The sequence below is a fragment of the Paenibacillus sp. FSL W8-1187 genome, from assembly GCF_037965485.1.
In the GTDB taxonomy this organism is placed as follows: domain Bacteria; phylum Bacillota; class Bacilli; order Paenibacillales; family Paenibacillaceae; genus Paenibacillus_O; species Paenibacillus_O pasadenensis.
The window spans coordinates 3063528-3089692 of record NZ_CP150181.1; the positions used below are offsets into that span (position 1 = coordinate 3063528).

The window sequence follows — 26165 nt, forward strand, 5'->3', positions numbered from 1 at the left end:
CCGGAATGCTCCGTCAGCCCCGAAGCAGCTCGGCGGACCGGTCCCGGTCCTTGCCCAGCTGCTCCACGAGCTCCGCCACGCCGGAGAACTTGCGCTCGGGCCGCAGGAAATGAAGGAACTCGATGCGCACGCGCAGGCCGTACAGATCCCCCTCGAAGTCCAGCAGATGGGCTTCGAGGACAGGCACGATGCTCTCCTTGTTGAAGGTCGGCTTCATGCCGTGGTTCAGCACGGCGGGCAGCGTTTCCGCCGGATGGCCGTCCCGCTCCGGCAAATGGACGCGGACCGCGTAGACGCCGAGGCGCGGCACGACATAAGCGGCGTCCTGCAGGACATTCGCGGTCGGAAAGCCGATCGTGCGCCCCCTCGCGTCTCCGTGGACGACGACGCCGCTCACGGCGTACGGGCGGCCGAGCAGCTCGGCGGCCAGCTCGACCTGCCCGTTTTCCAGCGCTTCGCGCACATAGGTGCTGCTCACCTTTTGCCCGTCGCGGCTGTAGGCCGGCATGATCTCGACTCCGAAGCGGCCCGCTCCGAGCTCGCCGAGGCTGGTCGCGCTGCCTTCGCCGAAATGGCCGAAGCGGAAGTCGAAGCCGACGACCGCATGGCGGACGCCGAGACGCAGCAGCACCTCGTCGACGAATACGCGCGGACTGATTTCGGCGAAGGCGGGCTCGAAGCGCATGACGTATGCCGCATCGACGCCGGCCTGCCGGAACAGCTCGAGCTTGTCCTCCAGCGGCGTCAGGCTGGCGGCATAGCCGCTGCCTCGCCCGAGCACCTCGCGAGGATGGGGATCGAACGTCATGACGGCCGCTCGGATGCCGGCGGCGGAAGCATGGGCTACGGCCCGCTCGATGACCGAGAGATGGCCGAGATGCACGCCGTCGAAATGGCCGATCGCAAGCGCGCAAGGCTCATGGACCGCGACCTCCAGCGGATAGCTTACAACATGGATCTCCATTTGCTCTCCCACCTGCATTTCTCTTTAGGTTCAGACCTCTTCCGGACGGGCGAACACCTTGACCGCCTTCAGCATGCCGTCCTCCGGCTCCGCTTCGAACAGGCCGGCGAACAGGCCGCTATGGCTGTAGAGCCGGATCATGCCGCCGGCTGGAGCCGTCCCGTCCAGCCAGTCGAGCGGAATCCGCCGGCCCTGCAGCGCCTGGCGCACGGCGGGAGTGGCCGCCGTGAGGGCGGGGATATGCGAGAGCGTGCGGTCGGCCGCCAGCAGCGGGCTGCCTTCCGCTCCATCCCGCTGCAGCGCCTCCAGCTGCTCCAGCGTGACGCAGTCCTCGCGGCGGAAGCCCGCGGACTCGGTCCGCGTCAGCTCCGCCATCGCCGCGGGCACGCCCAGCTTCTCGCCGATGTCGACGCAGAGCGTGCGGATATAGGTGCCTTTGGAGCAGAGCACGCGGAACCGGATGCGGGGATGGTCGAGGCTCAGGTCCGCCTCCAGCAGCTCCAGCTCGTGGATCGTCGCCTGGCGAGGCTTGCGCTCGACCGTCTTGCCCTCGCGGGCCAGCTCGTACAGCCGCTTGCCGTCGACCTTGACGGCGGAGTACATGGGCGGCAGCTGCCAGATGTCCCCGACGAACGAGAGGAGCGTCTCCAGGAGACGCTCCTCTCCGATTTCGACCGAATCGACCTGCGCGATCGTCTCGCCGGTCAGATCCTGCGTATCGGTCGCCACGCCGAATTGCAGCACCGCCTCGTATTCCTTGGGCAGCTCCTGCAAGTACTCGACGAAGCGCGTCGCCGGTCCGATGCAAAGCGGCAGCACGCCGGTCACCATCGGATCGAGGGTGCCGGCATGGCCGATGCGCTTCGTGCGAAGCAGCCGGCGGCATTTGGCTACGACGTCATGGGACGTCCAGCCGGCCGGCTTCCAGATCGGGAGGATTCCATTCATCTCGGCTCCAGCGCCTCCCCGATGGCGGACAGAAGCGCCTCGATCTGAACGTCGTCCTCGAGACGGCAGCCGGCCGCGCGGATATGGCCGCCGCCGCCGAACGCCGAGGCGATCGCGGCGACGTCGAGCGTTCCGCCGGAGCGGAGGCTCGCCTTGACGCTGCCGTCGCGCAAGCCCTTCAACAGGACGCCTGCCTCCACGCCTTCGACGTTGCGGGCGTAGTTCACGAGCCCTTCGAGATCCTCGGGCGCGGCGCCGATCTCCGCCATGTCCTCCGGCGTGATGAGCATCGAGCAGACCCGGTCGTCGAACCGGAACTCCATCCGGTTGAGGCCCAGACGCAGCAGCTTGAGCTGCGGCAGCGTCATCGTCTCCAGCAGCCGATCCGCGATGCGGTAGCCGTCCGCGCCCGCCTCAAGCAGCCGCGCAGCGGTCTGCATGACGCGGGTATCGGTGTTGGAATAACGGAAGCCGCCCGTGTCGGTCAGCAAGCCCGTGTACAGCAGCTCCGCCGCGGCCGCATCGAGCGCATGGCCGGATGCCGCGATCAGCTCGAACAGGATCTGCGCCGTCGCCGCCGCCTCCGGCACGATCAGATTGCAGACGCCGTAGGCGTCGTTCGTCGGATGATGGTCGATATTGAGCAGCTCGGCGCCTTCCGCGAACCGCTCGGACAGCTGGCCGATCCGCTTGAAATCGGCGCAGTCGACCGCTACGATCCGCTTGAAGCGGAGGTCGGGAGCGAGCGAGTCCAGGCTCAGGATCCGCTCGCTGCCGCTCAAAAAGCGAAGGCGATCCGGCACCGGATCCTGGTTCGCCAGCACGACGCGCTTGCCGAGCCGGTCTAGCAGCCAGGCGGCGGCGAGCGTCGAGCTGATCGCATCCCCGTCAGGCTGAACATGGGAGACGACTAAATAGTCGTCTCCCTCGTTCAGAAAACTCATTGCGGCTTCGAAGTCGCGGTGCATGCCGCCGCTCATTCGCCGCCGTTCTCCCGGTTGATCTTCGTCAGAAGCGATTCGATCCGGCTGCCGTACTCGATGCTGCCGTCGAACTTGAACAGCAGCTCCGGCGTATGGCGAAGGCGGATCCGCTTGCCGAGCTCGGAGCGGATGAAGCCGGTTCCCCGCGCCAGAGCCTTGAGCGTCTCTTCCTTCTGATCGTCGTTCCCGAGCACGCTCAAGTAGACGCGCGCCTGGGACATATCGTTCGTGACGTCCACTCCGGTTACCGTAATGAAGCCGATGCGGGGATCTTTGAGCTCGGTCTGGATGATCTGGCTGAGCTCCTTCTTGATCTGCTCCCCGACGCGGCCGACACGGATTTTAGCCATGATGGACCACCTCTTCTTAGCGTTCTACCTTTTCCTGGACGAAGCCTTCGATGATGTCGCCTTCCTGGATGTCGTTGAACTTCTCCAGCGTGATGCCGCACTCGTAGCCTTGCGACACTTCCTTGACGTCATCCTTGAAGCGCTTGAGCGTATCGATCTTGCCTTGATGCACGACGATGCCGCCTCGAATGACGCGGGCTTCGGCCGAGCGCGAGATCTTGCCGTCCGTGATCATGCAGCCGGCGATCGTGCCGACCTTGCTGACCTTGAACAGGTTGCGCACTTCGGCATGGCCGGTGACGACTTCCTTGAAGATCGGGTCGAGCATGCCCTTCATCGCCTGCTCGATCTCCTCGATGACGTTGTAGATGATGTTGTGCAGGCGTACGTCGACCTTCTCCTGCTCGGCCGCTACCGCCGCCTGGGATTCCGGACGGACGTTGAAGCCGATGACGATCGCGTTGGAAGCCGAAGCAAGCGCGATGTCGGATTCGGTGATGGCGCCTACGCCGTTGTGGATCGACTTGACGCGCACGCCTTCGACCTCGATCTTCTCGAGGGAGCCGCGCAGCGCTTCGAGAGAGCCCTGCACGTCGGCCTTGATGATGACGTTGAGGTCCTTGATCTCGCCTTCCTTGATGTGCTTGTAGAGATCGTCCAGCGTGACGCGGGAGTTCGCGCCCATCTCGGACTGGCGCTGCTTGATCGAGCGGCGCTCGGAGATCGCGCGGGCTTTGCGCTCGTCCTCGAACACCATGAACGGATCGCCGGCTTGAGGCACTTCCGTCAAGCCTGTGATCTCGACTGGAGTCGACGGATCGGCTTCCTTGAGACGGCGTCCCTTGTCGTTGATCATCGCGCGTACGCGGCCGAACGTATTGCCGGCGACGAACGCATCGCCGATCTTGAGCGTGCCGTGCTGCACGAGCACGCGGGCGACCGGACCTTTGCCCTTGTCGAGCTCGGCCTCGAGCACGGTGCCGCGAGCGCGCTTGTTCGGATTCGCTTTATAGTCGTTGACCTCGGCCACGAGCAGGATCATTTCGAGCAGCTCCTCGAGGTTGGTGCGCTGCTTGGCGGAGACGTTCACGAAGATCGTATCGCCGCCCCACTCTTCCGGCACGAGCTCATATTTGGTCAGCTCTTGCTTGATCGTATCCGGGTTGGCATCCGGCTTGTCGATCTTGTTGACCGCCACGATGATCGGCACCTTGGCCGCCTTGGCGTGGTTGATCGCTTCGACCGTCTGCGGCATGACGCCGTCGTCGGCCGCCACCACGATGATCGTGATGTCCGTCACCTCGGCGCCGCGAGCGCGCATCATCGTGAACGCTTCGTGGCCCGGGGTATCGAGGAACGTGATCTTCTTCTGGTTGATCTCGACCTGGTACGCGCCGATATGCTGGGTGATGCCGCCGGCCTCGCCGCTCGTCACGTTGGTGGAGCGGATGGCGTCAAGCAGCGTCGTCTTGCCATGGTCGACGTGGCCCATGATCGTGACGACCGGAGCGCGGGACACGAGGCTCTCCTCTTCGTCCTTCTCCTCGACCGTCTCGAAATCGTCCTCTTCGACCGGAATCTTGACTTCGACTTCCTCGACCTTGAACTCGGAGGCGACCAGCTGGATCGTCTCGATGTCGAGCTCCTGGTTGATCGTCGCCATGACGCCGAGGAAGATCAGCTTCTTGATGACCTCGGAAGCGTCCTTGTGGAGCAGCTTCGCGAGCTCGCCGACGGTCATGCTGCCGCGGACGATGATCTTTTTCGGCGTGTTGTCGATCTTGTCCCGCTGCGGCTGGCTGCTCTTGCCGCCGCGGCCGTTTTTGCCGCGGCTGCGGAAGTTTCCGCCGCGATCGTCGAAGCGGCCGCCTTGGCCGCCCGGCTTGCCGCCGCCGCGGCGGTTGCCGCCTTGGCCGCCCGGTCCGCCGCTGCGTCCCGCGCCGCCGCCCGTGCCGCTGCGGCTGAAGTCGCGCTGGCCGCCGCCCGCCGGCTTGTTGTCGCCGAACGTACGCGGAGCAGGAGCCGTGCTGCGGCTCTCGCCGCGGGAAGCCGTGCCTGCGCCTGCGGCTTGGCCGGCTGGCCGGCTGCCGCCGTAGCCGCCGCCTTGACCTGCCGGACGGCCTGGGCCGCCGCCCTGGCCGCCTGGACGATTGCCGCCGTAGCCGCCGCCTTGGCCTGCCGGACGGCCTTGGCCGCCGCCTTGGCCGCCGGGACGATTGCCGCCGTAGCCGCCGCCTTGACCTGCCGGACGGCCTTGACCGCCGCCTTGGCCTGCCGGGCGTCCTTGACCGCCGCCCTGTCCTGCCGGACGGCCTTGACCGCCGCCTTGGCCTGCCGGACGACCTTGGCCGCCGCCTTGTCCGCCGCGGCTTCCGCCTTGGGAAGTACGCTGAGTGCCGTTGCTGCTTGAGTTGTTCGATGTCGTATTCATAGTCACCTGTCGATCCTGTTGGTTTGGTTGTTGGGTTTGCTCTTGACGTGGAATAGTATGCACTCCTTGTTGCTCCGGCCGCTTTTCGGTCTGACGGGCGGAGGACGTGCCGGCCTGCTGGCCGCCCTGCGCCCGCTTCGCCGCGGCGTTCGCTTTGATGTCGCGGAAGAATCCTTCCACCTTGCTGACCATGCCGCTCTCCATGACGCTCATGTGGTTGTTGACCGGCGTATCCAGCCGCTTAAGAATCGTGATGATTTCCTTGCTGCTCATGTTAAGGGACTTCGCGTATTCATACACGCGAAGCTTCTCTTTGCCTTCTTTACCGTCTTGTGGTTTAGTCAATATTCTCCACCTCCGTATTCTGGCTCAAATGACCCCGAATCATGTCGGCAAATCCCCGATCCGTTATGGCGACGACCACCCTCTCTTCCTTGCCGAGGGCATGCCCGAGCGTCTCGCGGGAAAAAGCTTCGGCCATAAATACGCCGTAGGACGAGCATTTGTCACGGTATTTCTTGCGGGTGTTGCCCGAAGCGTCGGCAGCCACAAGCACGAGCGCCGCCTTTCCCTGGCGCACGGTCCGCAGCACCGTATCGTCGCCGGTCACGACTTTGCCGGCGCGCATCGCCATGCCCAGGCTGGAGAGAGCCTTATTCGCCATCCTCGTCATCCTCCTGCGCCTTGGCGGCGAGGAACTGCTCCTCGACGGAGATGAACTCGCGCTCCAGCTGGTCATAGATTTCCGGCGGCACCGCCTGCTTGAGCGCGCGGTCGAGCGCCTTGCTCTTCTTGGCGAGGCGGAAGTTCTCCGCCGTGCCCTTCAAATAGGCGCCGCGGCCGGATTTCTTGCCGGTCAGGTCGATGCTGATCTGGCCGTCCGGCGTGCGGACGACCCGAATCAGCTCTTTTTTCGGAAGCATCTCCTGGCTTGCGACGCATCGGCGCAGAGGGATCTTTCTCGGTCTCATCGGCGAATTCCCTCCTTCCCGCTCAGTCGATCGTGACGGAGTCCTGGTGCATCGCGGCGCCTTGGGTCCGCTCGCGGCCGAACTCCTGCTCCGCCTGCGTCTCGCTCTTGATGTCGATCTTCCAGCCGGTCAGCTTCGCCGCGAGGCGCGCGTTCTGGCCTTTGATGCCGATCGCCAGCGACAGCTGGTAGTCCGGCACGATGACGCGGGCCATCTTCTCCTGCTCGAAGACGATGACCTCCAGCACCTTGGACGGACTGAGCGCGTTGGCGACGTACTCCTCGACGCTGTCCGACCAGCGCACGATGTCGATCTTCTCCCCTTTGAGCTCGGAGACGATCGTCTGCACGCGCATGCCCTTCTGGCCGACGCAAGAGCCGACGGGATCGACCTCGTCGTTGCGGGAGTGGACCGCGATCTTGGAGCGGAAGCCGGCCTCGCGCGCGACCGAGCGGATCTCGACGACGCCGTCGTAGATCTCCGGCACCTCGAGCTCGAACAGGCGCTTCAGCAGCCCCGGATGCGTGCGCGAGAGGATGATCTGCGGCCCTTTCGTCGTATTCTCCACCTTGGTGATGAACGACTTGACGCGATCGCCGTGCTTGAACTTGTCGGTCGGCATCAGCTCGGTCAGCGGCAGCACCGCCTCCACCTTGCCGAGGTCGACGAACAGGTTGCGCGTATCCTGGCGCTGCACGATGCCGTTGACGATATCTTCTTCTTTATCGATATAAGCGTTATAAATCAGGCCGCGCTCAGCTTCCCGGATGCGCTGCGTGACGACCTGCTTGGCCGTCTGGGCGGCGATCCGTCCGAAGTCGCGGGGCGTAACCTCGATCTCGGCCACGTCGTCGAGCTGATAATGCGGATTGATCTCGCGCGAAGCCTCGACGCTGATCTCCAGGCGCGGATCGAGCACTTCTTCCACGACGTTCTTGCGCGCATAGACCTTGATCACGCCGGTATGGCGGTTGATGTCCACGCGCACGTTCTGAGCGGTGTTGAAGTTGCGCTTGTAGCTGGAGATGAGCGCCGCTTCGATCGCTTCCAGAAGCACGTCCTTGGCGATTCCCTTCTCGCGCTCGATCTCGTTCAGCGCTTCAATAAAATCCATACTCATGAAACTGTCAATCCCCCTTTCGCGAATTAGAAAACGATAGCCAGCCGGGCGCTGGCCACCTTGGCATATGGAATCGAGTAGCTCTTGCGTCCGACCTGGACGGAGACGGTCTCTCCGTCGAAGGCGAGCAGCGGACCCTCGAATTCTTTCAATCCGTCGACCGGCTCGTACGTCGTGACGCACACCTGCTTGCCGACCGCCTTGCTGACATCCTCAGGCTTCTTGAGCGGACGCTCCGCTCCCGGAGAAGAGACCTCCAGAAAATAAGCGTCTGTGACGGGATCGTTCTCGTCCAGGCGCTCGCTCAGGTATTCGCTGATTCGGCCGCACTCGTCGATGTCGATTCCGCCGTCCTTGTCGACGAATACGCGGAGGAACCAATGGCTGCCTTCCTTGACATAGTCAATGTCGACAAGCTCGAAGCCGTTTTCGGTAAGAAAGGGCGTGATCATCTCTTCGACGACCGCCTTGATTCGGGATGTGCTCAACTCCGATAGACCCCCTGATCCAAACGTAAAAAGTAGTGGACAAAACGTGAAGAGTGGGTTTCCCCACTCTTCAGAAAGTACATCTATCCTCATGATTACCAAAAAAATTATACCATAACCCCTGATGACTGACAAGAATTGTTTTCCTCTAAAGCGATTGGAGCAGCCGCCGCCAGCCCTAGAAGAGAGACAGCTGGTTGGACTCCGGAAGGCCGCGGAAGCAGCCCATTCCGCCCAGCACCTCGACGATCGTCTTGGTCGCCTTGGAGCGCTGCTGGAAGTCTTCTACCGAGAGGAACTCTCCGCCGTCGCGAGAGGCGGCGATGTTGCGCGCGGCATTTTCGCCGATGCCGGCGATCGCCGCGAACGGCGGAATGAGGCTGTCGCCGTCGATCGTCCAGCGCGTCGCCTCCGAGCGGTACAGGTCGATCGGCTTGAACGAGAAGCCGCGCGCCGTCATTTCGAGCGCCATCTCCAGGATGGAGATCGACGCCTTTTCCTTCGGCGAGGCGGCGAAGGCCTTCTGCTCGATTTCCACGAGCCGCTTCAAAATCGCGTCGTAGCCTTGGCAGAGCAGCTCCAGGTCGAAGTCCTCCGCCCGCACGGTGAAGTAGGTCGCATAGTAGGCGATCGGATGGTAGAGCTTGAAGAACGCGGTGCGCACGGCCGAGATGACGTAGGCGGCGGCATGGGCTTTCGGGAACATGTACTCGATGCGGAGGCAGGAGTCGATGTACCACTGAGGAACCTTGCAGCGCTTCATCTCCTCGATCCATTCCGGCGTCAGTCCCTTGCCCTTCCGCACGCTCTCGGTGATCTTGAACGCGAGGCCCGCGTCCATGCCGGCCTTGTAGATCAGATAAAGCATGATCTCGTCGCGGCAGCCGATGACGGTCTTGATCGTGCAGGTGCCTTTTTTGATGAGCTCCTGCGCGTTGCCGAGCCAGACGCCCGTTCCGTGCGACAGCCCCGATATTTGCAGCAGGTCGGCGAACGAGCTCGGCTGCGTCTCTTCGAGCATCTGGCGGACGAACTTCGTGCCCATCTCCGGCACGCCGTACGTCGCGACGCTCGAGCGAATCTGCTGCGGCGTCACGCCGAGCGCCGTCGTCGAGTTGAACAGGCTCATCACCTTCGGATCGTTCATCGGGATCGTCGTCGGGTCGATGCCGGTCAGATCCTGGAGCATGCGCATCATCGTCGGATCGTCGTGGCCGAGAATGTCGAGCTTGAGCAGGTTGGCGTCGAAGGCGTGGTAGTCGAAGTGGGTCGTCATCCACTCCGCGCTCGTATCGTCGGCCGGATACTGCACCGGCGTGATGTCCTCGACCTCGATGTAGTCGGGCACGACGACGATGCCGCCGGGATGCTGGCCCGTGCTCCGCTTGACGCCGGTGCAGCCCGATGCGAGGCGGCTGAGCTCCGCTCCCCGCCATTTGCGGCCCTTCTCTTCTTCATATTTCTTGGCGAAGCCGAACGCCGTCTTTTCCGCCACCGTGCCGATCGTGCCCGCGCGGAACACCGCCTTCTCGCCGAACAGCACCTTCGTATAGTTATGGGCGATCGGCTGGTATTCGCCCGAGAAGTTGAGGTCGATATCGGGAACCTTGTCGCCCTTGAAGCCGAGGAACGTCTCGAACGGGATGTCCTGGCCTTCGCCGCGCATCATCGCTCCGCACTTGGGACAGGCCTTGTCCGGCAGGTTGAAGCCCGAGGAGACGCTGCCGTCGAGAATCCAGTCGCTGTGGCAGCAGCCGTCCGTCTTGCACAAATAATGCGGCGGCAGCGGATTGACCTCGGAAATGCCGAGGAAGGTCGCCACGACGGAGCTGCCGACCGAGCCGCGGGATCCGACCAGGTAGCCGTCCTCGTTGGATTTCTTGACGAGACGCTCCGAGATGAGATAGTTCGCCGAGAAGCCGTACTTGATGATCGGCACGAGCTCCTTCTCCAGCCGGTCGATGACGACCTGCGGCAGCTCCTCGCCGTACATGCGCCGAGCCGTCGCGTAGCAGGTGTCGCGGATCTCGTCGTCGGCCCCCTCGATGATCGGCGTATACAGCTTGTCCGGGAACATCTCGTACGTCTCGAAGCGCTCGGCGAGCTCCACCGTATTCGTCACGACGACGCGATAGGCGAGCTCTTCGCCGAGGAAGCGGAATTCCTGGAGCATCTCGTCCGTCGTGCGGAAATGCGCGTCCGGCTTGCGCTGGTCCTTGAGCGGGCTGAAGCCGGTAATGCCCATGATCGTGATCTCGCGGTACATCTTGTCGCGCGGATGCAGGTAATGCACGTTGCCGGTGGCGATGACCGGCTTGCCGAGCTTGTCGCCGATGCGGCAGATCTTGCGCATCGCCTCCTCGATCTCGGCGCGGCTGCCGACGAGTCCCTTGTCGACGAGATGCATGTAGAAGTCGACCGGCTGGATTTCCAGCACGTCGTAGAATTCGGCGACATCTTCCGCTTCTTCGACCGTCTTGTTGAGCACAGCCTCGAAAAACTCGCCCTTCTCGCAGCCGGAGATGACGAGCAGCCCTTCCCGCATCTCCTTGAGCTTGCTCTTGGGAATGCAGGCGACCCGCTTGAAATGCTTCGTATGCGAGAGCGAGATCAGCTTGAACAGGTTCTTCTTGCCGACCGCGTTCAGCGCGTAGATGTTGCAGTGGAACGGCCGCGAGTTGGACAGGTCCATGCCGACATAATCGTTGAGCTGATGCAGCCCCGTAATGCTGCGCTCGGCCGCGTCGCCGATCAGGCCGTACAGCACGCCGGCGAGCGCCACCGAGTCGTCGACGGCGCGGTGATGGCTTTCGAGCGAGACCTTGTATTTGTCCGACAGCGTGTTCAGCCGGTGGTTCTTCATCGTCGGGTGAAGGAAGCGCGCCAGCTCCAGCGTATCGAGCACCGGATTGGACAGCTCCGGGATGCCGATCTCCTTGCAGGCCGCCTGGATGAAGCCCATGTCGAAGCGGGCGTTGTGCGCGACGAGCACGCTGTCGCCTACGAACTCGGCGAATTCCTTGAGTTTTGGAGCGAGCTCCGGCGCGCCGCGCACCATGTCGTCCGTAATGTTCGTCAGCTGCTGGATGTGGTACGGAATCTTTTCGTGCGGATCGATGAACGTGGCGAAGCGGCCGATCTCATGCCCGTCCTTGTATTTGACGCCGGCGAGCTCGATGATTTTGCAGGCCGTGATCGAAAGTCCCGTCGTCTCGATGTCGAACACGACATACGTCGCATCCTTGAGCGATTCCTCGCGCGGATTCAGCACCATCGGCACGGCGTCGTTGACGACGTTCGCCTCGACGCCGAACAGCACCTTCACGCCGTTCTTCTTGCCGTGCTTGAACGCGTCGGGAAAACATTGCACGTTGCCGTGGTCGGTGACGGCGATCGCGCCGTGGCCCCATTTGGCGGCAGTCTTGATATACGCGTCGACCGGCGTGACGGCGTCCATCGTGCTCATCGTCGTGTGCAGATGGAACTCGACCCGCTTGACCTCCGCCGTATCGGTCCGCTCCTTGGGCGGCAGCACCTCGTGCAGGTCGTTCGGCATCATGACCAGCTCCGGCTCCTGCATGAACCGGTCGTATTCGACGCGGCCGCGAGCCTTGATCCACTTGCCGTTGGACAGCTTGGACAGCACCTTGACGTCTTCCTTCGTCTTGGCGAACATCTTCATCGCCATCGAGTCGGTGAAGTCGGTGACGTTGAACGTGAACAGCGTGCTGCCGTTGCGCAGCTCCTTGACGTCGAGCCCGAACACCGTGCCTTGCACGGCGATCTTCTTTTCTTCCTCGACGATGTTCATCATCGGCACCGGCTCGTCGCGGATGTCGTAGCCGATAGCGAGCTTGACGTCGCCGTCCTCCGGCTCCGGCACCGCCTCAGAGGCGACGCTCGTCATGATCTGCTGCACCTGCTCGCTGTTTTCCTGGACGACGCGCTTCTCGAACTGCTCGTACAGCTCGCGCGAGCTTTCGCCTGCGGCGAGCTTCACCCGCAGCGTGCGGCGGAAGCGCTCTTCGTAGAAGGCTACGATCGCCTCGTCGATCTTCTTGCGCTTCGCCAGCTCGAGACCGGCCCGATCCATCAGCATGATCTGCAGCACGCCGCCGCTGGCAGAAGGCGCGGCCTTGGCCAGCCAGCCGTTGACCGACGCCATTTCCCGCTGCGCCCATTCGACGAACAGCGGCCAATATTCCAGAGCCAGCTCGTCCGTGGAGATCGATTCATCATAAGTAAAGCAAAAGGTGACGTCCGCCAGATGGCTGAACTTCTGTTTGATCGTCTGGCAGAACACCTTGTAATAGTCCCGTTTCACGAGCAGACTTTTGGCGATGCAGAACGTCCACTCGCGGTTGCTCGGGCTGACCAGCACCTTCTCGATATGGCCATCCTGAAAATGGGCTCCGATCAGGTCCGGCGCCAGCTCCGCCTGCTTCATCAACAGCTCGAAGCGCTGTCGCTTTGCCTCGCTCATATGTTCCCTCCCTGCTTGAAGACCGTCCGATTCCAGCAATCAGACTCTATTATACCGTCGAAAAATGGAGAAAGACATAGAAAGTTGCCGCCCTCGCCGCGGCTGCCGCTCTCCAAAAAAACAAAGCCAAGCCCCTGGCGGGACTTGGCCTTGAACAAGCCTGGATATCAGTACGCCCGGGCGAATACGACCGTATGGGCGGCTTTCTCGCCGCAGCACAGGCAGGACGCCTTGCGTTCGGAAGGCTCGAACGGAATGTTCCGGCTCGTCGCGCCCGTCTCTTCCTTGACCTGCTTCTCGCACGCCTCGGAGCCGCACCAGCCGGCCGTAACGAAGCCGCGCTTCTGCTCGAACAGCGCCTTCATCTCGTCCAGCGTATCGACCGCGAACGTGTTCTCCGTGCGGAAAGCGGCCGCCTTCTCGTACATCTCGCGATGCACCTGCTCCAGCATGCTCTCGATCTCGGCGAGCAGGTCGCTCTGGTTGACGATACGCTTTTCGCCGCTGACGCGGGAGACGAGCACGCAGACGCCGTTGTCCATGTCGCGAGGGCCGAGCTCGAGACGGATCGGCACGCCGCGCATCTCGTACTCGTTGAACTTCCAGCCCGGGCTGACGTCCGAGCGGTCGTCGACGCGCACGCGCACGCCGGCCTGCTTGAGCTGGCCGAACAGCTCGTCCACCCGCGCGAGCACCGCGTCGCGGGTTTTCGGCGGTCCGATCGGAATCATGATGACCTGCGTCGGGGCGATCTTCGGCGGCAGCACGAGGCCGCGGTCGTCGCCGTGCACCATGATGAGCGAGCCGATCAAGCGCGTGCTGACGCCCCAGGACGTCGTATGCGCGAACTGCAGCTGGTTCTCGCGATCGAGGTACTTGATGTCGAACGCGACCGCGAACTTGCTGCCGAGATAATGCGAGGTCCCCGCCTGCACGGCGCGCCCGTCCTTCATCATCGCTTCGATCGAATAGGTGTCGACGGCGCCGGCGAAGCGCTCGGACGGCGTCTTCTCGCCGCTGATGACCGGAATCGCGAGATAGTCCTCGACGAAGCTGCGGTACACCTCGAGCATGCGCATCGTCTCCTCGCGCGCCTCCGTCTCGGTCTCATGCGCCGTATGGCCCTCCTGCCAGAGGAACTCGCTCGTGCGCAGAAACGGCAGCGTGCGCTTCTCCCAGCGGACGACGTTCGCCCACTGGTTGATGAGCACCGGCAGGTCGCGGTACGACTGGATCCATTTGCTGTACATATGGCCGATCATCGTCTCGGACGTCGGACGGATCGCCAGCCGCTCCTCAAGCGGCTCGCCACCGGCCTCGGTCACCCACGGCAGCTCGGGGTTGAAGCCCTCGACATGCTCTTTCTCCTTTTGGAAGAAGCTCTCGGGGATGAACAGCGGGAAGTAGGCGTTGCGGTGGCCGGTCGCCTTGAAGCGGCGGTCCAGCTCTTCCTTAATATGCTCCCAGATCTCATAGCCCTCGGGACGGAACACGATGCAGCCGCGCACCGGCGAGTAATCCATGAGCTCGGCTTTTTTGATGACGTCGATATACCAGCGGGAGAAATCCTCCGCTTGAGGCGTTATTTCCGTTACGAACTGCTTTTCCTTCGACATGGCTGAACCGCCAGCTCCCCTCTACCCTTTGACAAGTCGCAATATATCGTTGTAGGTCACGGCCAGCATCAGCAGCATGAGCATCATGAAGCCGATGACGTGGACCATGCTCTCCCGCGCCGGATCGATCGGCCGTCCGCGCAGCGCCTCGATGCCGATGAACACGAGGCGGCTGCCGTCAAGCGCCGGGATCGGCAGCAGGTTGAAGATGCCAAGATACAGACTGAGCAGCGCCGCCCAGCTCGTCAGCTGCGTCAGGCCCTGGCGGGCGATCTGGCCCGTCACCTCGGCCGTGCGCACCGGACCGCCGAGGTCGTCCAGCTTGAAGTCGCCGGTGATCAGCTTGCCGAAGCCCTGGAAGATGCTTACCGTCATGTCCTTCATGAGCGTGAACGTGCCGGTGATCGTCTCGCTGAACGTGGCCGCCCGGCGCGGATAGCCGGCCGTGATGCCGACCTTGCCCATCTTGGTGTCGGCGTCGAGCTTGGGCGTCATCGTGAACGTCATCGTCTCGCCGCCCCGCTCGACGACGATGTCGAGCGGCTTGCCGGCCGACTCGCCGATCACCTGGATCATGCGGTCGTAGTCCGCTTGGATGTCCTCGCCGGCGACCGTCTGGATGACGTCGCCTTTGTGCAGGCCGGCCTGCTCCGCCGGCATGCCGCCGACGATGCTGTTGATGACCAGATGCCGCGGGTTGTCGACGGCGACGCCGGCCATCTGGATGTACGCGGCGAACAGCACGATCGCGAGGATGAAGTTCATGAACGGTCCGGCGGCGATCGCGAGCGCCCGCTGGCCGACCGTCTTGCTGCCGAACTGCCGGTCCAGCGGAGCGATCTGCGTCTCCCTGCCCTTGGCGATCATGAGCGCTTCGGGATGCACCTCGTAGCGCTCGGAGTCGCCCTCGACGAGCAGCTGCACGAACAGCCGGCGCTCCAGGTCGATCGCCTCGACCTCGCCGCGGACGACGCCGCTGCGCTCATCCAGCTTGTCGAGGTAGAGGCGCGTCGCCTGGCCGTTCTTGACGCGGATCGCGATCGTCTGGCCCGCCTGGATCTCGACGAGCTCCGGATCCTCTCCCGCCATGCGGACGAATCCGCCTGCCGGCACGAGCCGAAGCGTGAAGCGGGTCTCGCCCCGCTTGATCGAGAACAGCTTCGGGCCGAAGCCGATGGCGAACTCGCGGACGAGGATGCCGGCGCGCTTCGCAAAAAAATAATGTCCCCATTCGTGAATGGTGACAATGACGAAAAACACGAGAACGGTCATGAAGATGACCTGCAATGTACCCATCGATGTCGGTGCCTCCTGTCGCTTTAGGCCTGTACCTTAGATTATCATTATTCTCCAGCCTGGCACAAGAGAACCGACTTAGAGGGAGGCGGCCAGCCGGCGGGCCCACTGGTCCGCCTCGGCGATCGTTCCGAGATCGGGATCGGATGCAGGAACATGCTTCTCCATCGCTTGCTGCAGGATGGCCTCGATCGCGAGGAATTCGATCTCTCCGCGCAGAAAGCGCTCGACCGCGACCTCGTTGGCCGCGTTGAAGACGGTCGTCGCCGTCCCTCCGATGCGGCCGCACTCGTAGGCGAGCGCGAGGCAGCGGTAGCGGTCGAAGTCCATCTCCCGGAACGTAAGCTTGCCCAGCTCGGCCAGGCTCAGCCGTTCCGTCGGCGACGGATGCCGCTCGGGATGCGACAGCGCGTACTGGATCGGCACGCGCATGTCCGGCAGTCCGAGCTGCGCGATGACGCTGCGGTCGTTGAACTCCACATAGGAGTGGATGATGCTCTCGGGATGGATGAGCACGCCGATGTCGTCATAGCCGAGGCCGAACAGCCAGCGGGCTTCGATGACCTCCAGTCCCTTGTTGACCATCGTCGCGGAGTCGATCGTGATCTTGGCTCCCATCGACCAGTTCGGGTGGCTGAGCGCCTCCTGCACGGTGACGCCGCGCAGCTGGTCGCGCGTTCGGTCGCGGAACGATCCGCCCGAAGCCGTCAGCGTGATGCCCCGCACATCCTCGCGCCGCTCGCCGTTCAGGCACTGGAAGATCGCCGAATGCTCGCTGTCCACCGGCAAAATCGAAACGCCCCTGCGCCGAGCCGCCTCCATGACGAGATGGCCGGCCGTCACGAGCGTCTCCTTGTTGGCGAGCGCGATGTCGCGGCCCGCTTCGATCGCGGCCAGCGTCGCCGGCAGGCCGCGGCTGCCGACGAGCGCGGTGACGACCGTATCGGCGTCGCCGCCGCCGGCAAGCTCGACCAGCCCCTGCTCGCCCTGCAGCACCTCGATCTCCTGCGGCAGCGCCGCGCGCGGCGCGAGCCGCCTCCTCGGTCGCCAGGCAGACCCGCTTCGGCCGGAAGCGGAGCGCCTGCTCGATCAGCAGCGCGGAGTTGGCTCCCGCCGCCAGGCCGTCGAGCGCATAGCGCTCCGGATGGTGCGCGACAATGTCCAGCGTCTGCGTGCCGATCGAGCCGGTCGATCCGAGCACCGTAATTTTTTTCACTGCGATCGACTCCTTGTCTTGCAGTATGTACCGGCCCGGAGCGGGACCGTTCCTAGAGCGGGAGCAGTCCCGTCAGCACGAGCAGCGGAAAAACGACGATCCAGCTGTCGCAGCGGTCGAGCACTCCGCCGTGGCCGGGCAGCAGCTTGCCGCTGTCCTTGACGCCGCGATGGCGCTTGTACGCCGACTGGATCAGATCGCCGAACTGTCCGGCGACCGCCGCGACGGCGCCGATCGCGACCGCGCGGCCAAAGCCGATCGTCTCCGGAGCTGCGAGCTGGAAGGCGATCGCAGCGGCGATCGCGCAGGCGATGCCGCCGAGCGAGCCTTCGATCGTCTTATTCGGGCTGATCGCCGGCCACAGCTTGCGCTTGCCGATCGCCTTGCCGATGAAGTAGGCTCCGATATCCGAAGCCCAGATGGCGGCGAAGCTAAGAAAGCTTAGGTACAGGCCGTGCGGCTCGATGCTTCTGACATCGCCCATGGCGGCGAAGCCGAAGCCGACATAAACGGCACCAAGCAGCAGCAGCGCGGCTCCGTCGACCGCGATCCGGTTTTTGGCGACGACCGTCACCGACAGGAGCAGCAGCAGCAGCAGCCATATCGCTGCGCTGTCCGACGGAACGTCGAGGCCCATCTCTTCCCATGGGAGCATAAAAAAAAGCACCCCGGCGAAGCCGAGCAGCCCAGCCGGGTGGAAAGGAGAAATGCCGTTCAGGCGCGCGAATTCAAAAAAGCCGATCAGGGCGAGCAGCAGCAGCAGCAGCTCGTATGGCGTCCCGCCGATGACGAGCAGCAGCAAGAAGAGAGCGCCTGCCCCGAGGCCGGTTAGGATCCGTTGTTTCATCGCTATTTTCCTCGCTTGGAAGCGGGCTAGGACAATCCTCCGAACCGTCTGCCCCGCCGCTGATATTCGATGATGGCTTCCTGGAACTGCTCCTCCGTGAACGAAGGCCAGTAGACATCGGTAAAGTACAGCTCGCTGTAGGCCAGCTGCCAGAGCATAAAGTTGCTCAGCCTCAGCTCGCCGCTCGTGCGGATCAGCAGATCGGGATCCGGCAGGTCGCTGCTGAGCAGCCGGCTTTCGAACAGCGCCTCGTCGATCGACTCCGGATCAAGCTTGCCTTCGGCCGCTTCGCGGGCGATGGAGCGGACGGCGTCCGCCATCTCCGCCCTGCTGCCGTAGTTGAGCGCGAAGTTGAGCACGAGGCCGGTGTTCTCCTTCGTCTTTTCGATCGCTTCCTCGAGGGCTTCGATCGTAAAGGACGGAAGATGCTCCCGGTAGCCCATCATCCGCACCTGCACGTTGTTCTCGATCAGCTCTTCCAGCTCCAGAGCGAGAAACTCCTGCGGAAGACGCATCAGAAAATCGACTTCCGGCTTGGGGCGCTTCCAGTTCTCGGTGGAAAAAGCGTACAAGGTCAAATATTTCACGCCGGCTCTGTCGGCAGCCATCGTAACCTTCTTGACCGCCTTCATTCCGGTATGATGGCCGGCGATTCGCGGCAGGCCGCGATTCTGGGCCCATCGCCCGTTGCCGTCCATTATAATGGCGACATGCTGCGGCACATTTTCCCCGGACGGAAGCTCCGCTTCCTGCGGAGATGCCTTGCCCCGTTTTGACCACAGTCTGTCGATCATCTTCCTTCCTCCCCGCAGGCGTTGAATCCCGTTGTCCAGTCCCAATCAGACTTCCATGATTTCCTTCTCTTTGGCGGACAGCACCTTGTCGACCTCGGCGACGAACTTGTCGGTCGTCTTTTGGATGTCGTCCTGGTGGCGCTTGGACTCATCCTCGGAGATGTCCGTCTTCTCGAGCTTTTTAATGGACTCGTTGGCGTCGCGGCGGATGTTGCGGATCGCTACCTTCGCCTCTTCGCCGAATTTTTTCGTCATCTTGACGAGCTCCGAACGGCGCTCCTCGGTCAGCATCGGCACCTGGATGCGGATCGAGGCGCCATCGTTCGAAGGCGTCAGGCCGAGATCCGACTTCATGATGGCGCGCTCGATATCCGCGAGCGACGATTTGTCCCATGGCTGGATGAACAGCGTGCGGGAGTCCGGCGTATTGATGTTCGCCAGCTGGTTGAGCGGCGTCAGCGCGCCGTAATAGTCGACCGAGATGCGGTCGAGCAGAGCCGGAGTCGCGCGGCCGGCGCGAAGCGTCGCGAGATCGCGCTTCAGCGCTCCGATCGCTTTTTCCATGCGCTCGGCAGCATCGGATTTGATGGTTTGCGGCATGTCAGTTGGCACTTCCTTTCACGATGGTTCCGATCTTCTCTCCGAGCACGACCCGCTTAATATTGCCAGGGATCGTGATCGCGAATACGACGAGCGGAATGTTGTTGTCCATGCAGAGCGAGGTGGACGTGGAGTCCATGACGCCCAGATTGCGGTTGAGCACGTCCAGATAAGTCAGCGTTTCGAACTTCTCGGCCGTGGAGTCCTTGAACGGATCGGCGGAGTAGACGCCGTCCACCTTGTTCTTGGCCATGAGGATGACCTCGGCTTCGATCTCGGCTGCGCGAAGCGCGGCTGTCGTATCCGTCGAGAAGAAGGGATTGCCGGTTCCGGCTGCGAAAATGACGACCCGCCCCTTTTCCAGATGGCGGATCGCGCGGCGGCGGATATAAGGCTCGGCGATCTGCTGCATGGCGATGGAGGTCTGAACGCGCGTCGGAACGTCGATCGATTCCAGAGCGTCCTGAAGGGCGAGCGAGTTCATGACCGTTGCGAGCATGCCCATGTAGTCGGCCGTGGCCCGGTCGATGCCTTTCGCCGTGCCGGCGATGCCGCGCCAGATGTTGCCTCCGCCTACGACGATGGCCACTTCGACGCCCAGCTCCACGACTTCCTTGATTTGCTGCGCAATGGACGAGATGATTTCAGCCTCGATGCCGTAGCCAGCCTGGCCGGACAGCGATTCTCCGCTCACCTTCAGTACGATGCGTTTGTAGACGGGATTCTCCAACGTCAATACCCCCATGTTCAAGACAGATTTCGGTGCTTAAAAAGTTTCAACAATGCGGCGTCGAACGAAAGCTTCCTAAAAAAAACAGGCGGGGCGGAAGCCCCGCCCCGCCTGTCCTCGCGTTCGGTATCGGTTCGAAAGACGCCGGCCGCCCGGATGGCCGGCAGCTTCTGGCAATGGAACGCGGCTTACAGCTTCGCTTGCGACATAACTTCTTCGACGAAGTTGTCGACTTTTTTCTCCAGGCCTTCGCCAAGCTCGAAGCGAGCGAAACGACGGATGGAGATGTTCTCGCCGATCGTGCTGATCTTTTCGTTCAGCAGCGTCGAGATCGTCTTGTCCGGATCCTTGATGAACGGCTGCTCCATCAGGCAGAACTCTTCATAGTACTTGCTCAGGCGGCCTTCGACCATTTTTTCGACGATATGGGCCGGCTTGCCTTCGTTGAGCGCTTGCGCCTTCAGGAACTCGCGCTCTTTTTCCAGCTCTTCCGCTGCCACTTCCTCGCGGCGGACATATTTCGGACCTACGGCTGCGATCTGCATCGCGATGTCCTTGCAGAACTCGCGGAACTGGTCCGTCTTGGCGACGAAGTCGGTTTCGCAGTTGATTTCCACGAGCACGCCGATGCGTCCGCCAGCGTGGATGTAGGATTCTACGACGCCTTCCGTCGCGATACGGTCAGCTTTGTTCGCCGCAGCGGCAAGGCCTTTCTCGCGAAGCAGCACGGCTGCTTTCGTCAAATCGCCGTTCGCTTCTTCCAGCGCTTTTTTGCAATCGAGCATGCCTGCTCCCGTTTTTTCACGCAATTCCTTGACTGCACTCGCATTGACTGCCATCTGATTTTCCTCCCGATGCCTTCATTCAGGCCAAGTTTTCCGCTTCGAGCGGATTGTTTCCTCTATGCACCCTCAAAAAAAGGGCGGCGAGGAGGCTTTCACCTTCTGACCACCCTTATCGTTCACAGCTGTAGGAATTTCCTGACGAATCCAGCTTAGGCGGTCGTTTGCTCGCCTTGGTTGGCTTCGACGATGGCGTCAGCCATCTTGCCCGTCAGCAGCTTCACGGCGCGGATCGCGTCGTCGTTGCCCGGGATGACATAATCGATCTCGTCCGGATCGCAGTTCGTATCGACGATGCCGACGATCGGGATGCCCAGCTTGCGAGCTTCGGCGACCGCGATGCGCTCTTTGCGCGGGTCGATGATGAAGAGGGCGCTAGGCAGCTTGCGCATGCCTTTGATGCCGCCGAGGAATTTCTCGAGGCGATCCTTCTCCTTGCGGAGGATGATGACTTCTTTTTTAGGCAGGACATCGAACGTGCCGTCCCCTTCCCATTTTTCCAGCTGGCGCAGACGATCGATGCGCTTTTGGATCGTGGAGAAGTTGGTCAGCGTGCCGCCGAGCCAGCGTTGGTTGATGTAGAAGTTGCCGCAGCGCTCCGCTTCTTCCTTCACGGAGTCTTGAGCTTGCTTTTTCGTGCCGACGAAGAGGATGGAGCCGCCGTCTTCCGCGATGGAGCGGACGAAGTTGTACGCCTCTTCTACTTTTTTGACCGTCTTTTGCAGGTCGATGATGTAAATGCCGTTACGTTCGGTGAAGATATAGCGATCCATTTTAGGGTTCCAGCGGCGAGTTTGGTGACCGAAGTGAACACCAGCCTCGAGCAGCTGTTTCATGGAAATCACTGCCATCTTCAACACCTCCTAGTTGGTTTTTATTTGTGTCCTCCGCCGATGTCATCTTCCGGCAAGACTTCCGCTCGCGGAAGCACCCTTGACAGAATTAACCGGCGTGTGTTTTTAACACCGTCAATTACTATAGCATACCGGGCTTGTCAGCGCAACTGTCCCCTCAAGCTAAAAAAACGAGACGCCATCCGCTTGGAACGGGCGTCCCCTCATCGTTTTTGCTTGTCCAGCCACGCCTTGCCCTCTGCCGGGTCCATCGGCTGGCTGGCTAGAATCTTCTTCAGGTTTTCGAGGCCGGGCTTGCCCTCGATCTTGAAATAGCCGGCTCGGACAAGCGGGACCGGCCGCTGCTTCTCCATGTAGTCGAGAAAGCCTTTCTCGCTCGCGATGAGATTGCGTTCCTTCAATAAAGAGGCGGTCTCCGTCAGGCTGCTCCCCGGCTCGATCCGGATGACGACGGCCGGGAGGCTCTCCGCCGGCTGGCCGGACGGCTTGGCGGATTCCGATTTCGTTCCGCCTTTGGGAGCCGCCGCTGGAGACGGACGCGCCGACGGCGAAGCGGCCGGCGAGCCCGAAGGCTGCGGACTGGCAGCCGGCTCGATGGAAGGCGCGGGCTGCGCTCCAGGACTCGGGTCGCCGTCCGCCTCCTCGGCTTCGGCCATCTCCGCTCTCGTCCGCTCGACGGCCGCTTGGACGAGCAGCTCCGCTTCTTCCGCCGTATAGACCGCCGCCCCGTCCGGCGGATCCGGCAGCGCGGCTCCGCCCTGGCCGGCCAGCAGCAGCTGCAGCAGCAGGGCGCCGGCCATGATGCCGACGCCGAGGCCGGTCCAGAACATGCGGTTAGGAGGCTTCATGGCGAGCCCCCTCCTGCTTGGCCAGCTGCTGGATGAGCAGCACCTCGCCTTTGTTCATGCCGAGCCGCTTGGCGATCTGCTCCACGGAGAGGCCTTGCTCATGCAGGTCGAAAAGCATCGTGAACCGCTGCCTGATGCCCGGCTTGGACGCTGGCGCCTGCGCGGCGGCGGCGGACTCGGCAAGCCCTTCCTGCGGCGCTTCAACCGGCTGCGAGGCAGCGGCAGCCGGAGCGACGGGACGTTGTCCGGCGGATCCGCCGGCAGCGGCAGCAGCCGCCACCGACGCGGCTTGCAGCTCCATCTCGCGCTGCAGCCGCGTGCAGCGCTCCTCGAGCTCGGCGATCCGTTCCTCGCGCCGCCGCGCCTCTTCCTTCTCCTGTTCTTTTGACGACAGCACCAGGCCGGTCAGGTCCCGCTGGCTCTGCTCCATGTTTTCCATGAACTGTTCCAGCGCGAGCTCCATTTGCTGAAGTCCGGCGTCCGAAGAGTCTTGGCTCTTCGTCTTGTTCGCGCCGCGTCCCCGCGCCAGCAGATTGGACCAGACGAGCACCACCGCTCCGACGAGGACAATATAGTGCCAGGGCTGCATGTTCATCGTCCGTCCTCCTTCTCCTGTATTCTCTGCGATCCCAAGCGGCTTACAAGCGGATGTCGATCCGGCGGCCTTTATACGGATGCGCCGTCCGCTCTTCCGGGAGCTCTCCGCTTTCCGCCTTGCCGCGCCTGTCGCCGGCCTTCGCGCCGCCGCTCCCGCTTTCTTCTTGCCGGTAGCCGATCTTGGCGTCGGCCCGGCTTTCCAGCTCGGTGCTGCGGCTTCGATCCTGCTCCGTTTTTTTGGCCGCCTGCTCCGCCTGCTGCCGCGCCTCTGCGGCCAATCGGCTTTGCAGCTGGCTTTGCTGCATCCCGGTTTCCTGAGTCTTCGGCACGGACACCTGCAGATCGACCGGTCGATAAGGCATCGCATCCTCCTCCTTGCAGCTGCCTGCCGCATGCCGCAAAAGGCTTGCTCGGCAGCGCCGCTAGACGATCTGGCCCATGTTGATCTCGCCTTCGATGAAGCGGAACTGCACGCGGGACGTCGGCTCCTTGATGAACCGGGTATAGCGTCCGATGACGATTTTCGTTCCCCCGAAAACGGTGCCCCGCACCTCGACCTTGGCCGTGCTCGAATCCTCGAGCGAGCGCTCGATGTCCAGGATCCGGTCCCGGGCCTCCTCGATCTCCTGCACCGCCTGCTTTTTCGTCGCCGACAGCTTGATCCGAAGGGCCAGCTTGTCGGAAGCGATCGTGCCTGCCGCCGCCATCTGATCGAGAATGGCCAGCGCCTTTTCCGTCTTGTCGAGCGCTTCGCTTTTCGACCTTACGGCGATGCGCAGCTCCTTCAGCTCCTCGCGCAGCTCGGGCTTGACGCCGACCTCGATCGACGTGGCCGTCGACATCGTATTGCCCGCGGTGCGCACCTGCACCGTCTCGCCGGCCTGCACGACGCCGCCGACGAGCAGCCCCTTGGCGCCGCCGCAGACGACGTTCCGGCCGGCGCGCACCTGCGAATGCATGATGCTCTGGCTGACGAGCACATCCTCGCCGGCGAATACCGTGCCGTCCTGGATGAACGAGCAGCGGACCGAGTGTCCCGCCTTCACCGAGCCTTTGCCGCCGCCCATGATGCCGCCGGTGATCTCGATCGATCCGTCCGTCTCCAGCTCGGCTCCCTCGACGCCGCCGACGACGCGGATGTCTCCGGCCGCCCTCACGCGGAAGCCTGTCAGCACATTGCCGCGCACGACGACGGTTCCGACGAAATCGATATGGCCGGTATGATAGTCCACGTCTCCGTTGACCTCATAAACGGGGAACACATTGATCGAGTCGCCGCCGGTAATCGTAAACAAGCCGTCTATCGCCGCATAGACCAGCGTCCGATCGGCATTGCAGACGACGTTTTTGCCCGCTTTCAGGCGCGCTTCCTTGCCTTTGCGGCCCGGGACCGCGATTCCGGTCACCGTTTTTCCCGGTTCGCCTTCCGTCGCGGGCAGCTTGCGGGCGATAAGCTGGCCTTTCTGGACGTTCAGAATCTTTGACGTTTCCTTGAAGTCGACCTTGCCGTCCTCCGACTCCTCCGGCCGCTGGTCGGCATTCATCTCGACGACGTAAGCGATCCTCCCGTCCTTGCCCGTTTTTGGCGGGAGGCCATGGGCGATCGGAGTCTGCTGCAAGGAATAGGAGGCCGGATCGTTCGAGATCGCATGGAGCAGATCGTACTGAATTCCATATGTAATGCCGCTAGCCCTCAGGAATTGCTCGAGCTCGGCGGCCGTGCAGGCAAAATCGTCGTCGCAGCGGATGAACTGCAGCAGCGCCGTCATCTGATCGGGAGCCACGTTTACGCTTAGCCGCTGCTGCAAGCCTAGCTGTTCCTTCATCGTTCCGACCTCCTTCTAGGAGTTCTGCATCAATTGTTCCTTTTGCTTGGACAACGCGCCTCTCAGCCGAAGGATCGCCTTGGAGTGCAGCTGCGAGATTCGGGAGGGCGAGAGCGACATGACCTCGGCGATCTCGCTCAGCGACAATTCTTCGTAATAGAAGAGGGAGACGACGATCCGCTCCTTCTCCGTCAGCTTCTCGATGCCTTTCACCAGCGATTCCTTCAAGTAGAACTCATGGACCTTATGGTCCGGATTTTTGGCCTTTTCGTCGACGAGCAGCGACATGCGAGTCTCGCTCTCTTCCTCGCGGATCGGATCCTCGAGCGAGCAGACGGTCGTGACGGCGATTTCCTGCAGCATGACCGTGAATTCCTTTTCCGACACCTGCAAATAAGAGCTGATCTCGAAGTCGCTCACCGAACGCAGATATTGCTGCTCCAAGTGCTGGTAGGCTTCCTCGATCCGCTTCGCTTTCTCGCGCACCGATCTCGGCACCCAGTCTCCCTGCCGCAGGCCGTCGATGATCGCTCCGCGAATTCTCCAGGATGCGTAGGTCTCGAACTGCAGGCCGCGCTTGTAATCGAATTTATCGATCGCGTCGATGAGACCCATGACTCCGTTGCTCGCCAAATCATCCTTCGATACGTTTTTGGGAAGGCCGATCGCCATCCGGTTCGTGACATAGTCCACAAGCGGCAAATATTGCTCGATCAGCGCCTTTTTCGCGTCCAGATCCTGCTCCTCTTTCCACTTTTCCCACATTGGCATGTTGGATAAATGAGGCGCCTTGGGCTCAGTCATCGTCCTCAAGCCTCCTTAAGCTTTCGCCATCCAGTTCCTCGTCGGTCCGACCGGACCTTGCCTGGCTTCGTCGGCCCGGGTTGCAGCCGAGCTTCATTTGTCTTCCGAATTCCACTGCCGCACCGCCTGCAGCAGCTCCTGCTCGCTCGGCTCCTCCCGCGTCGCGCGCAGCTGGGGAGGGGACAGCGGCTGGAAGGCCGCCGCGTCCCGGGCTGGGGCGGGCGCTCCGCGATCCTCGCGGGCCCGCTCTCCCTCAGGCGCCCTCCACCCCTCGCGCAGCAGCTCTTCCAAATCCTCGCTGCCCGCAGCCTCGAGGTCCAACGCCGACCCGGCCGCTGGCGTCCCCGCTTCCGCGGCCGCAGCGGACGCCGGGTCCGGCAGCGTGAACGTGAGCAGGAACCGCAGCGCGTAAGCGAGCAGCCAGAATGCCGCCGCCGCGGCGAGAGCGCGCGTCCCGCCGACTTCCCAAGGATTGCGGCCGGCATTGAGCAGAAGCGTCAGCAGCGCGCCTCCTGCGGCGATCCAGCCGTTGATGCGCCATGAACCTACCATCTTCG

24 protein-coding genes and 1 pseudogene are annotated in these 26165 nt (G+C 62.6%); all 25 read right to left on the bottom strand.

The features are described 5' to 3' along the window. Window positions 1–13: 13 nt before the first annotated feature. The 25 genes and pseudogenes from NYE40_RS13290 to NYE40_RS13410 all read right to left on the bottom strand — a co-directional run bounded on the left by NYE40_RS13290 (window position 14) and on the right by NYE40_RS13410 (window position 26160). The gene (locus NYE40_RS13290; protein WP_028597388.1) at window positions 14–964 is read right to left on the bottom strand and encodes a bifunctional riboflavin kinase/FAD synthetase; all 951 of its coding nucleotides are present in this window, start codon (window positions 962–964) and stop codon (window positions 14–16) included. Between the two features lie 30 nt (window positions 965–994). Continuing rightward, window positions 995–1912: a tRNA pseudouridine(55) synthase TruB gene (truB, locus tag NYE40_RS13295; protein WP_028597389.1), complete on the bottom strand. Its 918-nt coding sequence runs from the start codon at window positions 1910–1912 to the stop codon at window positions 995–997. Next, window positions 1909–2892 (bottom strand): bifunctional oligoribonuclease/PAP phosphatase NrnA, encoded by a 984-nt coding sequence (locus NYE40_RS13300; protein WP_084136535.1) that lies wholly within the window; start codon window positions 2890–2892, stop codon window positions 1909–1911. Before NYE40_RS13300 ends, truB begins: the two co-directional genes overlap by 4 nt. Then, window positions 2889–3245, bottom strand: coding sequence for a 30S ribosome-binding factor RbfA (gene rbfA / locus NYE40_RS13305; RefSeq protein ID WP_028597391.1), 357 nt, complete (start codon window positions 3243–3245; stop codon window positions 2889–2891). Before rbfA ends, NYE40_RS13300 begins: the two co-directional genes overlap by 4 nt. A 16-nt stretch (window positions 3246–3261) precedes the next feature. Next, on the bottom strand, window positions 3262–6021 hold the full coding sequence (gene infB, locus NYE40_RS13310) for a translation initiation factor IF-2 (protein WP_339278555.1): 2760 nt from the start codon (window positions 6019–6021) through the stop codon (window positions 3262–3264). After that, the gene (locus tag NYE40_RS13315) at window positions 6014–6349 is read right to left on the bottom strand and encodes a ribosomal L7Ae/L30e/S12e/Gadd45 family protein (RefSeq protein ID WP_028597393.1); all 336 of its coding nucleotides are present in this window, start codon (window positions 6347–6349) and stop codon (window positions 6014–6016) included. The genes infB and NYE40_RS13315 overlap by 8 nt, the downstream gene beginning before the upstream one ends. After that, window positions 6330–6647: a YlxR family protein gene (locus tag NYE40_RS13320; protein WP_028597394.1), complete on the bottom strand. Its 318-nt coding sequence runs from the start codon at window positions 6645–6647 to the stop codon at window positions 6330–6332. Before NYE40_RS13320 ends, NYE40_RS13315 begins: the two co-directional genes overlap by 20 nt. Window positions 6648–6669: 22 nt before the next feature. After that, window positions 6670–7767, bottom strand: a complete 1098-nt coding sequence (nusA, locus tag NYE40_RS13325; RefSeq protein ID WP_101809227.1) for a transcription termination factor NusA — start codon at window positions 7765–7767, stop codon at window positions 6670–6672. 26 nt (window positions 7768–7793) lie between these two features. Continuing rightward, window positions 7794–8255, bottom strand: coding sequence for a ribosome maturation factor RimP (gene rimP / locus NYE40_RS13330; protein ID WP_101809228.1), 462 nt, complete (start codon window positions 8253–8255; stop codon window positions 7794–7796). Between the two features lie 178 nt (window positions 8256–8433). Next, window positions 8434–12738: a PolC-type DNA polymerase III gene (locus NYE40_RS13335; protein ID WP_153783726.1), complete on the bottom strand. Its 4305-nt coding sequence runs from the start codon at window positions 12736–12738 to the stop codon at window positions 8434–8436. 167 nt (window positions 12739–12905) lie between these two features. Continuing rightward, on the bottom strand, window positions 12906–14354 hold the full coding sequence (gene proS / locus NYE40_RS13340) for a proline--tRNA ligase (RefSeq protein ID WP_028597398.1): 1449 nt from the start codon (window positions 14352–14354) through the stop codon (window positions 12906–12908). Window positions 14355–14375: 21 nt separating this feature from the next. After that, window positions 14376–15650 carry an RIP metalloprotease RseP gene (gene rseP / locus NYE40_RS13345; protein ID WP_028597399.1) on the bottom strand — a complete coding sequence of 425 codons (1275 nt, stop codon included), beginning with the start codon at window positions 15648–15650 and terminating at the stop codon, window positions 14376–14378. Between the two features lie 78 nt (window positions 15651–15728). Further along, a pseudogene (locus NYE40_RS13350) lies at window positions 15729–16866 on the bottom strand (1-deoxy-D-xylulose-5-phosphate reductoisomerase). A 52-nt stretch (window positions 16867–16918) separates the two neighbouring features. Next, on the bottom strand, window positions 16919–17713 hold the full coding sequence (locus tag NYE40_RS13355; RefSeq protein ID WP_339278556.1) for a phosphatidate cytidylyltransferase: 795 nt from the start codon (window positions 17711–17713) through the stop codon (window positions 16919–16921). Window positions 17714–17739: 26 nt separating this feature from the next. Then, window positions 17740–18507: an isoprenyl transferase gene (locus tag NYE40_RS13360; RefSeq protein WP_028597402.1), complete on the bottom strand. Its 768-nt coding sequence runs from the start codon at window positions 18505–18507 to the stop codon at window positions 17740–17742. Between the two features lie 45 nt (window positions 18508–18552). Then, window positions 18553–19107 (bottom strand): ribosome recycling factor, encoded by a 555-nt coding sequence (frr, locus tag NYE40_RS13365; RefSeq protein ID WP_028597403.1) that lies wholly within the window; start codon window positions 19105–19107, stop codon window positions 18553–18555. A gap of 1 nt (window position 19108) precedes the next feature. Then, window positions 19109–19837: a UMP kinase gene (pyrH, locus tag NYE40_RS13370; RefSeq protein WP_028597404.1), complete on the bottom strand. Its 729-nt coding sequence runs from the start codon at window positions 19835–19837 to the stop codon at window positions 19109–19111. 188 nt (window positions 19838–20025) lie between these two features. Beyond that, complete coding sequence (gene tsf, locus NYE40_RS13375) at window positions 20026–20676, bottom strand: translation elongation factor Ts (protein WP_339278557.1); 651 nt, start codon at window positions 20674–20676, stop codon at window positions 20026–20028. 155 nt (window positions 20677–20831) lie between these two features. Continuing rightward, a complete protein-coding gene (gene rpsB, locus NYE40_RS13380) occupies window positions 20832–21530 on the bottom strand; it encodes a 30S ribosomal protein S2 (protein ID WP_028597406.1) in 699 nt (232 codons plus the stop codon). Between the two features lie 206 nt (window positions 21531–21736). Beyond that, window positions 21737–22381 (bottom strand): hypothetical protein, encoded by a 645-nt coding sequence (locus NYE40_RS13385; RefSeq protein WP_101809232.1) that lies wholly within the window; start codon window positions 22379–22381, stop codon window positions 21737–21739. Then, complete coding sequence (locus NYE40_RS13390; RefSeq protein ID WP_101809233.1) at window positions 22368–22976, bottom strand: hypothetical protein; 609 nt, start codon at window positions 22974–22976, stop codon at window positions 22368–22370. The genes NYE40_RS13385 and NYE40_RS13390 overlap by 14 nt, the downstream gene beginning before the upstream one ends. Window positions 22977–23019: 43 nt before the next feature. Beyond that, the gene (locus NYE40_RS13395) at window positions 23020–23340 is read right to left on the bottom strand and encodes a hypothetical protein (protein WP_028597408.1); all 321 of its coding nucleotides are present in this window, start codon (window positions 23338–23340) and stop codon (window positions 23020–23022) included. A 60-nt stretch (window positions 23341–23400) separates the two neighbouring features. Continuing rightward, on the bottom strand, window positions 23401–24804 hold the full coding sequence (locus tag NYE40_RS13400) for a FapA family protein (protein WP_101809234.1): 1404 nt from the start codon (window positions 24802–24804) through the stop codon (window positions 23401–23403). A 15-nt stretch (window positions 24805–24819) separates the two neighbouring features. Further along, window positions 24820–25608, bottom strand: coding sequence for a FliA/WhiG family RNA polymerase sigma factor (locus NYE40_RS13405; protein ID WP_028597410.1), 789 nt, complete (start codon window positions 25606–25608; stop codon window positions 24820–24822). Between the two features lie 93 nt (window positions 25609–25701). After that, window positions 25702–26160, bottom strand: a complete 459-nt coding sequence (locus NYE40_RS13410; RefSeq protein ID WP_028597411.1) for a hypothetical protein — start codon at window positions 26158–26160, stop codon at window positions 25702–25704. Between the last annotated feature and the right edge of the window lie 5 nt (window positions 26161–26165).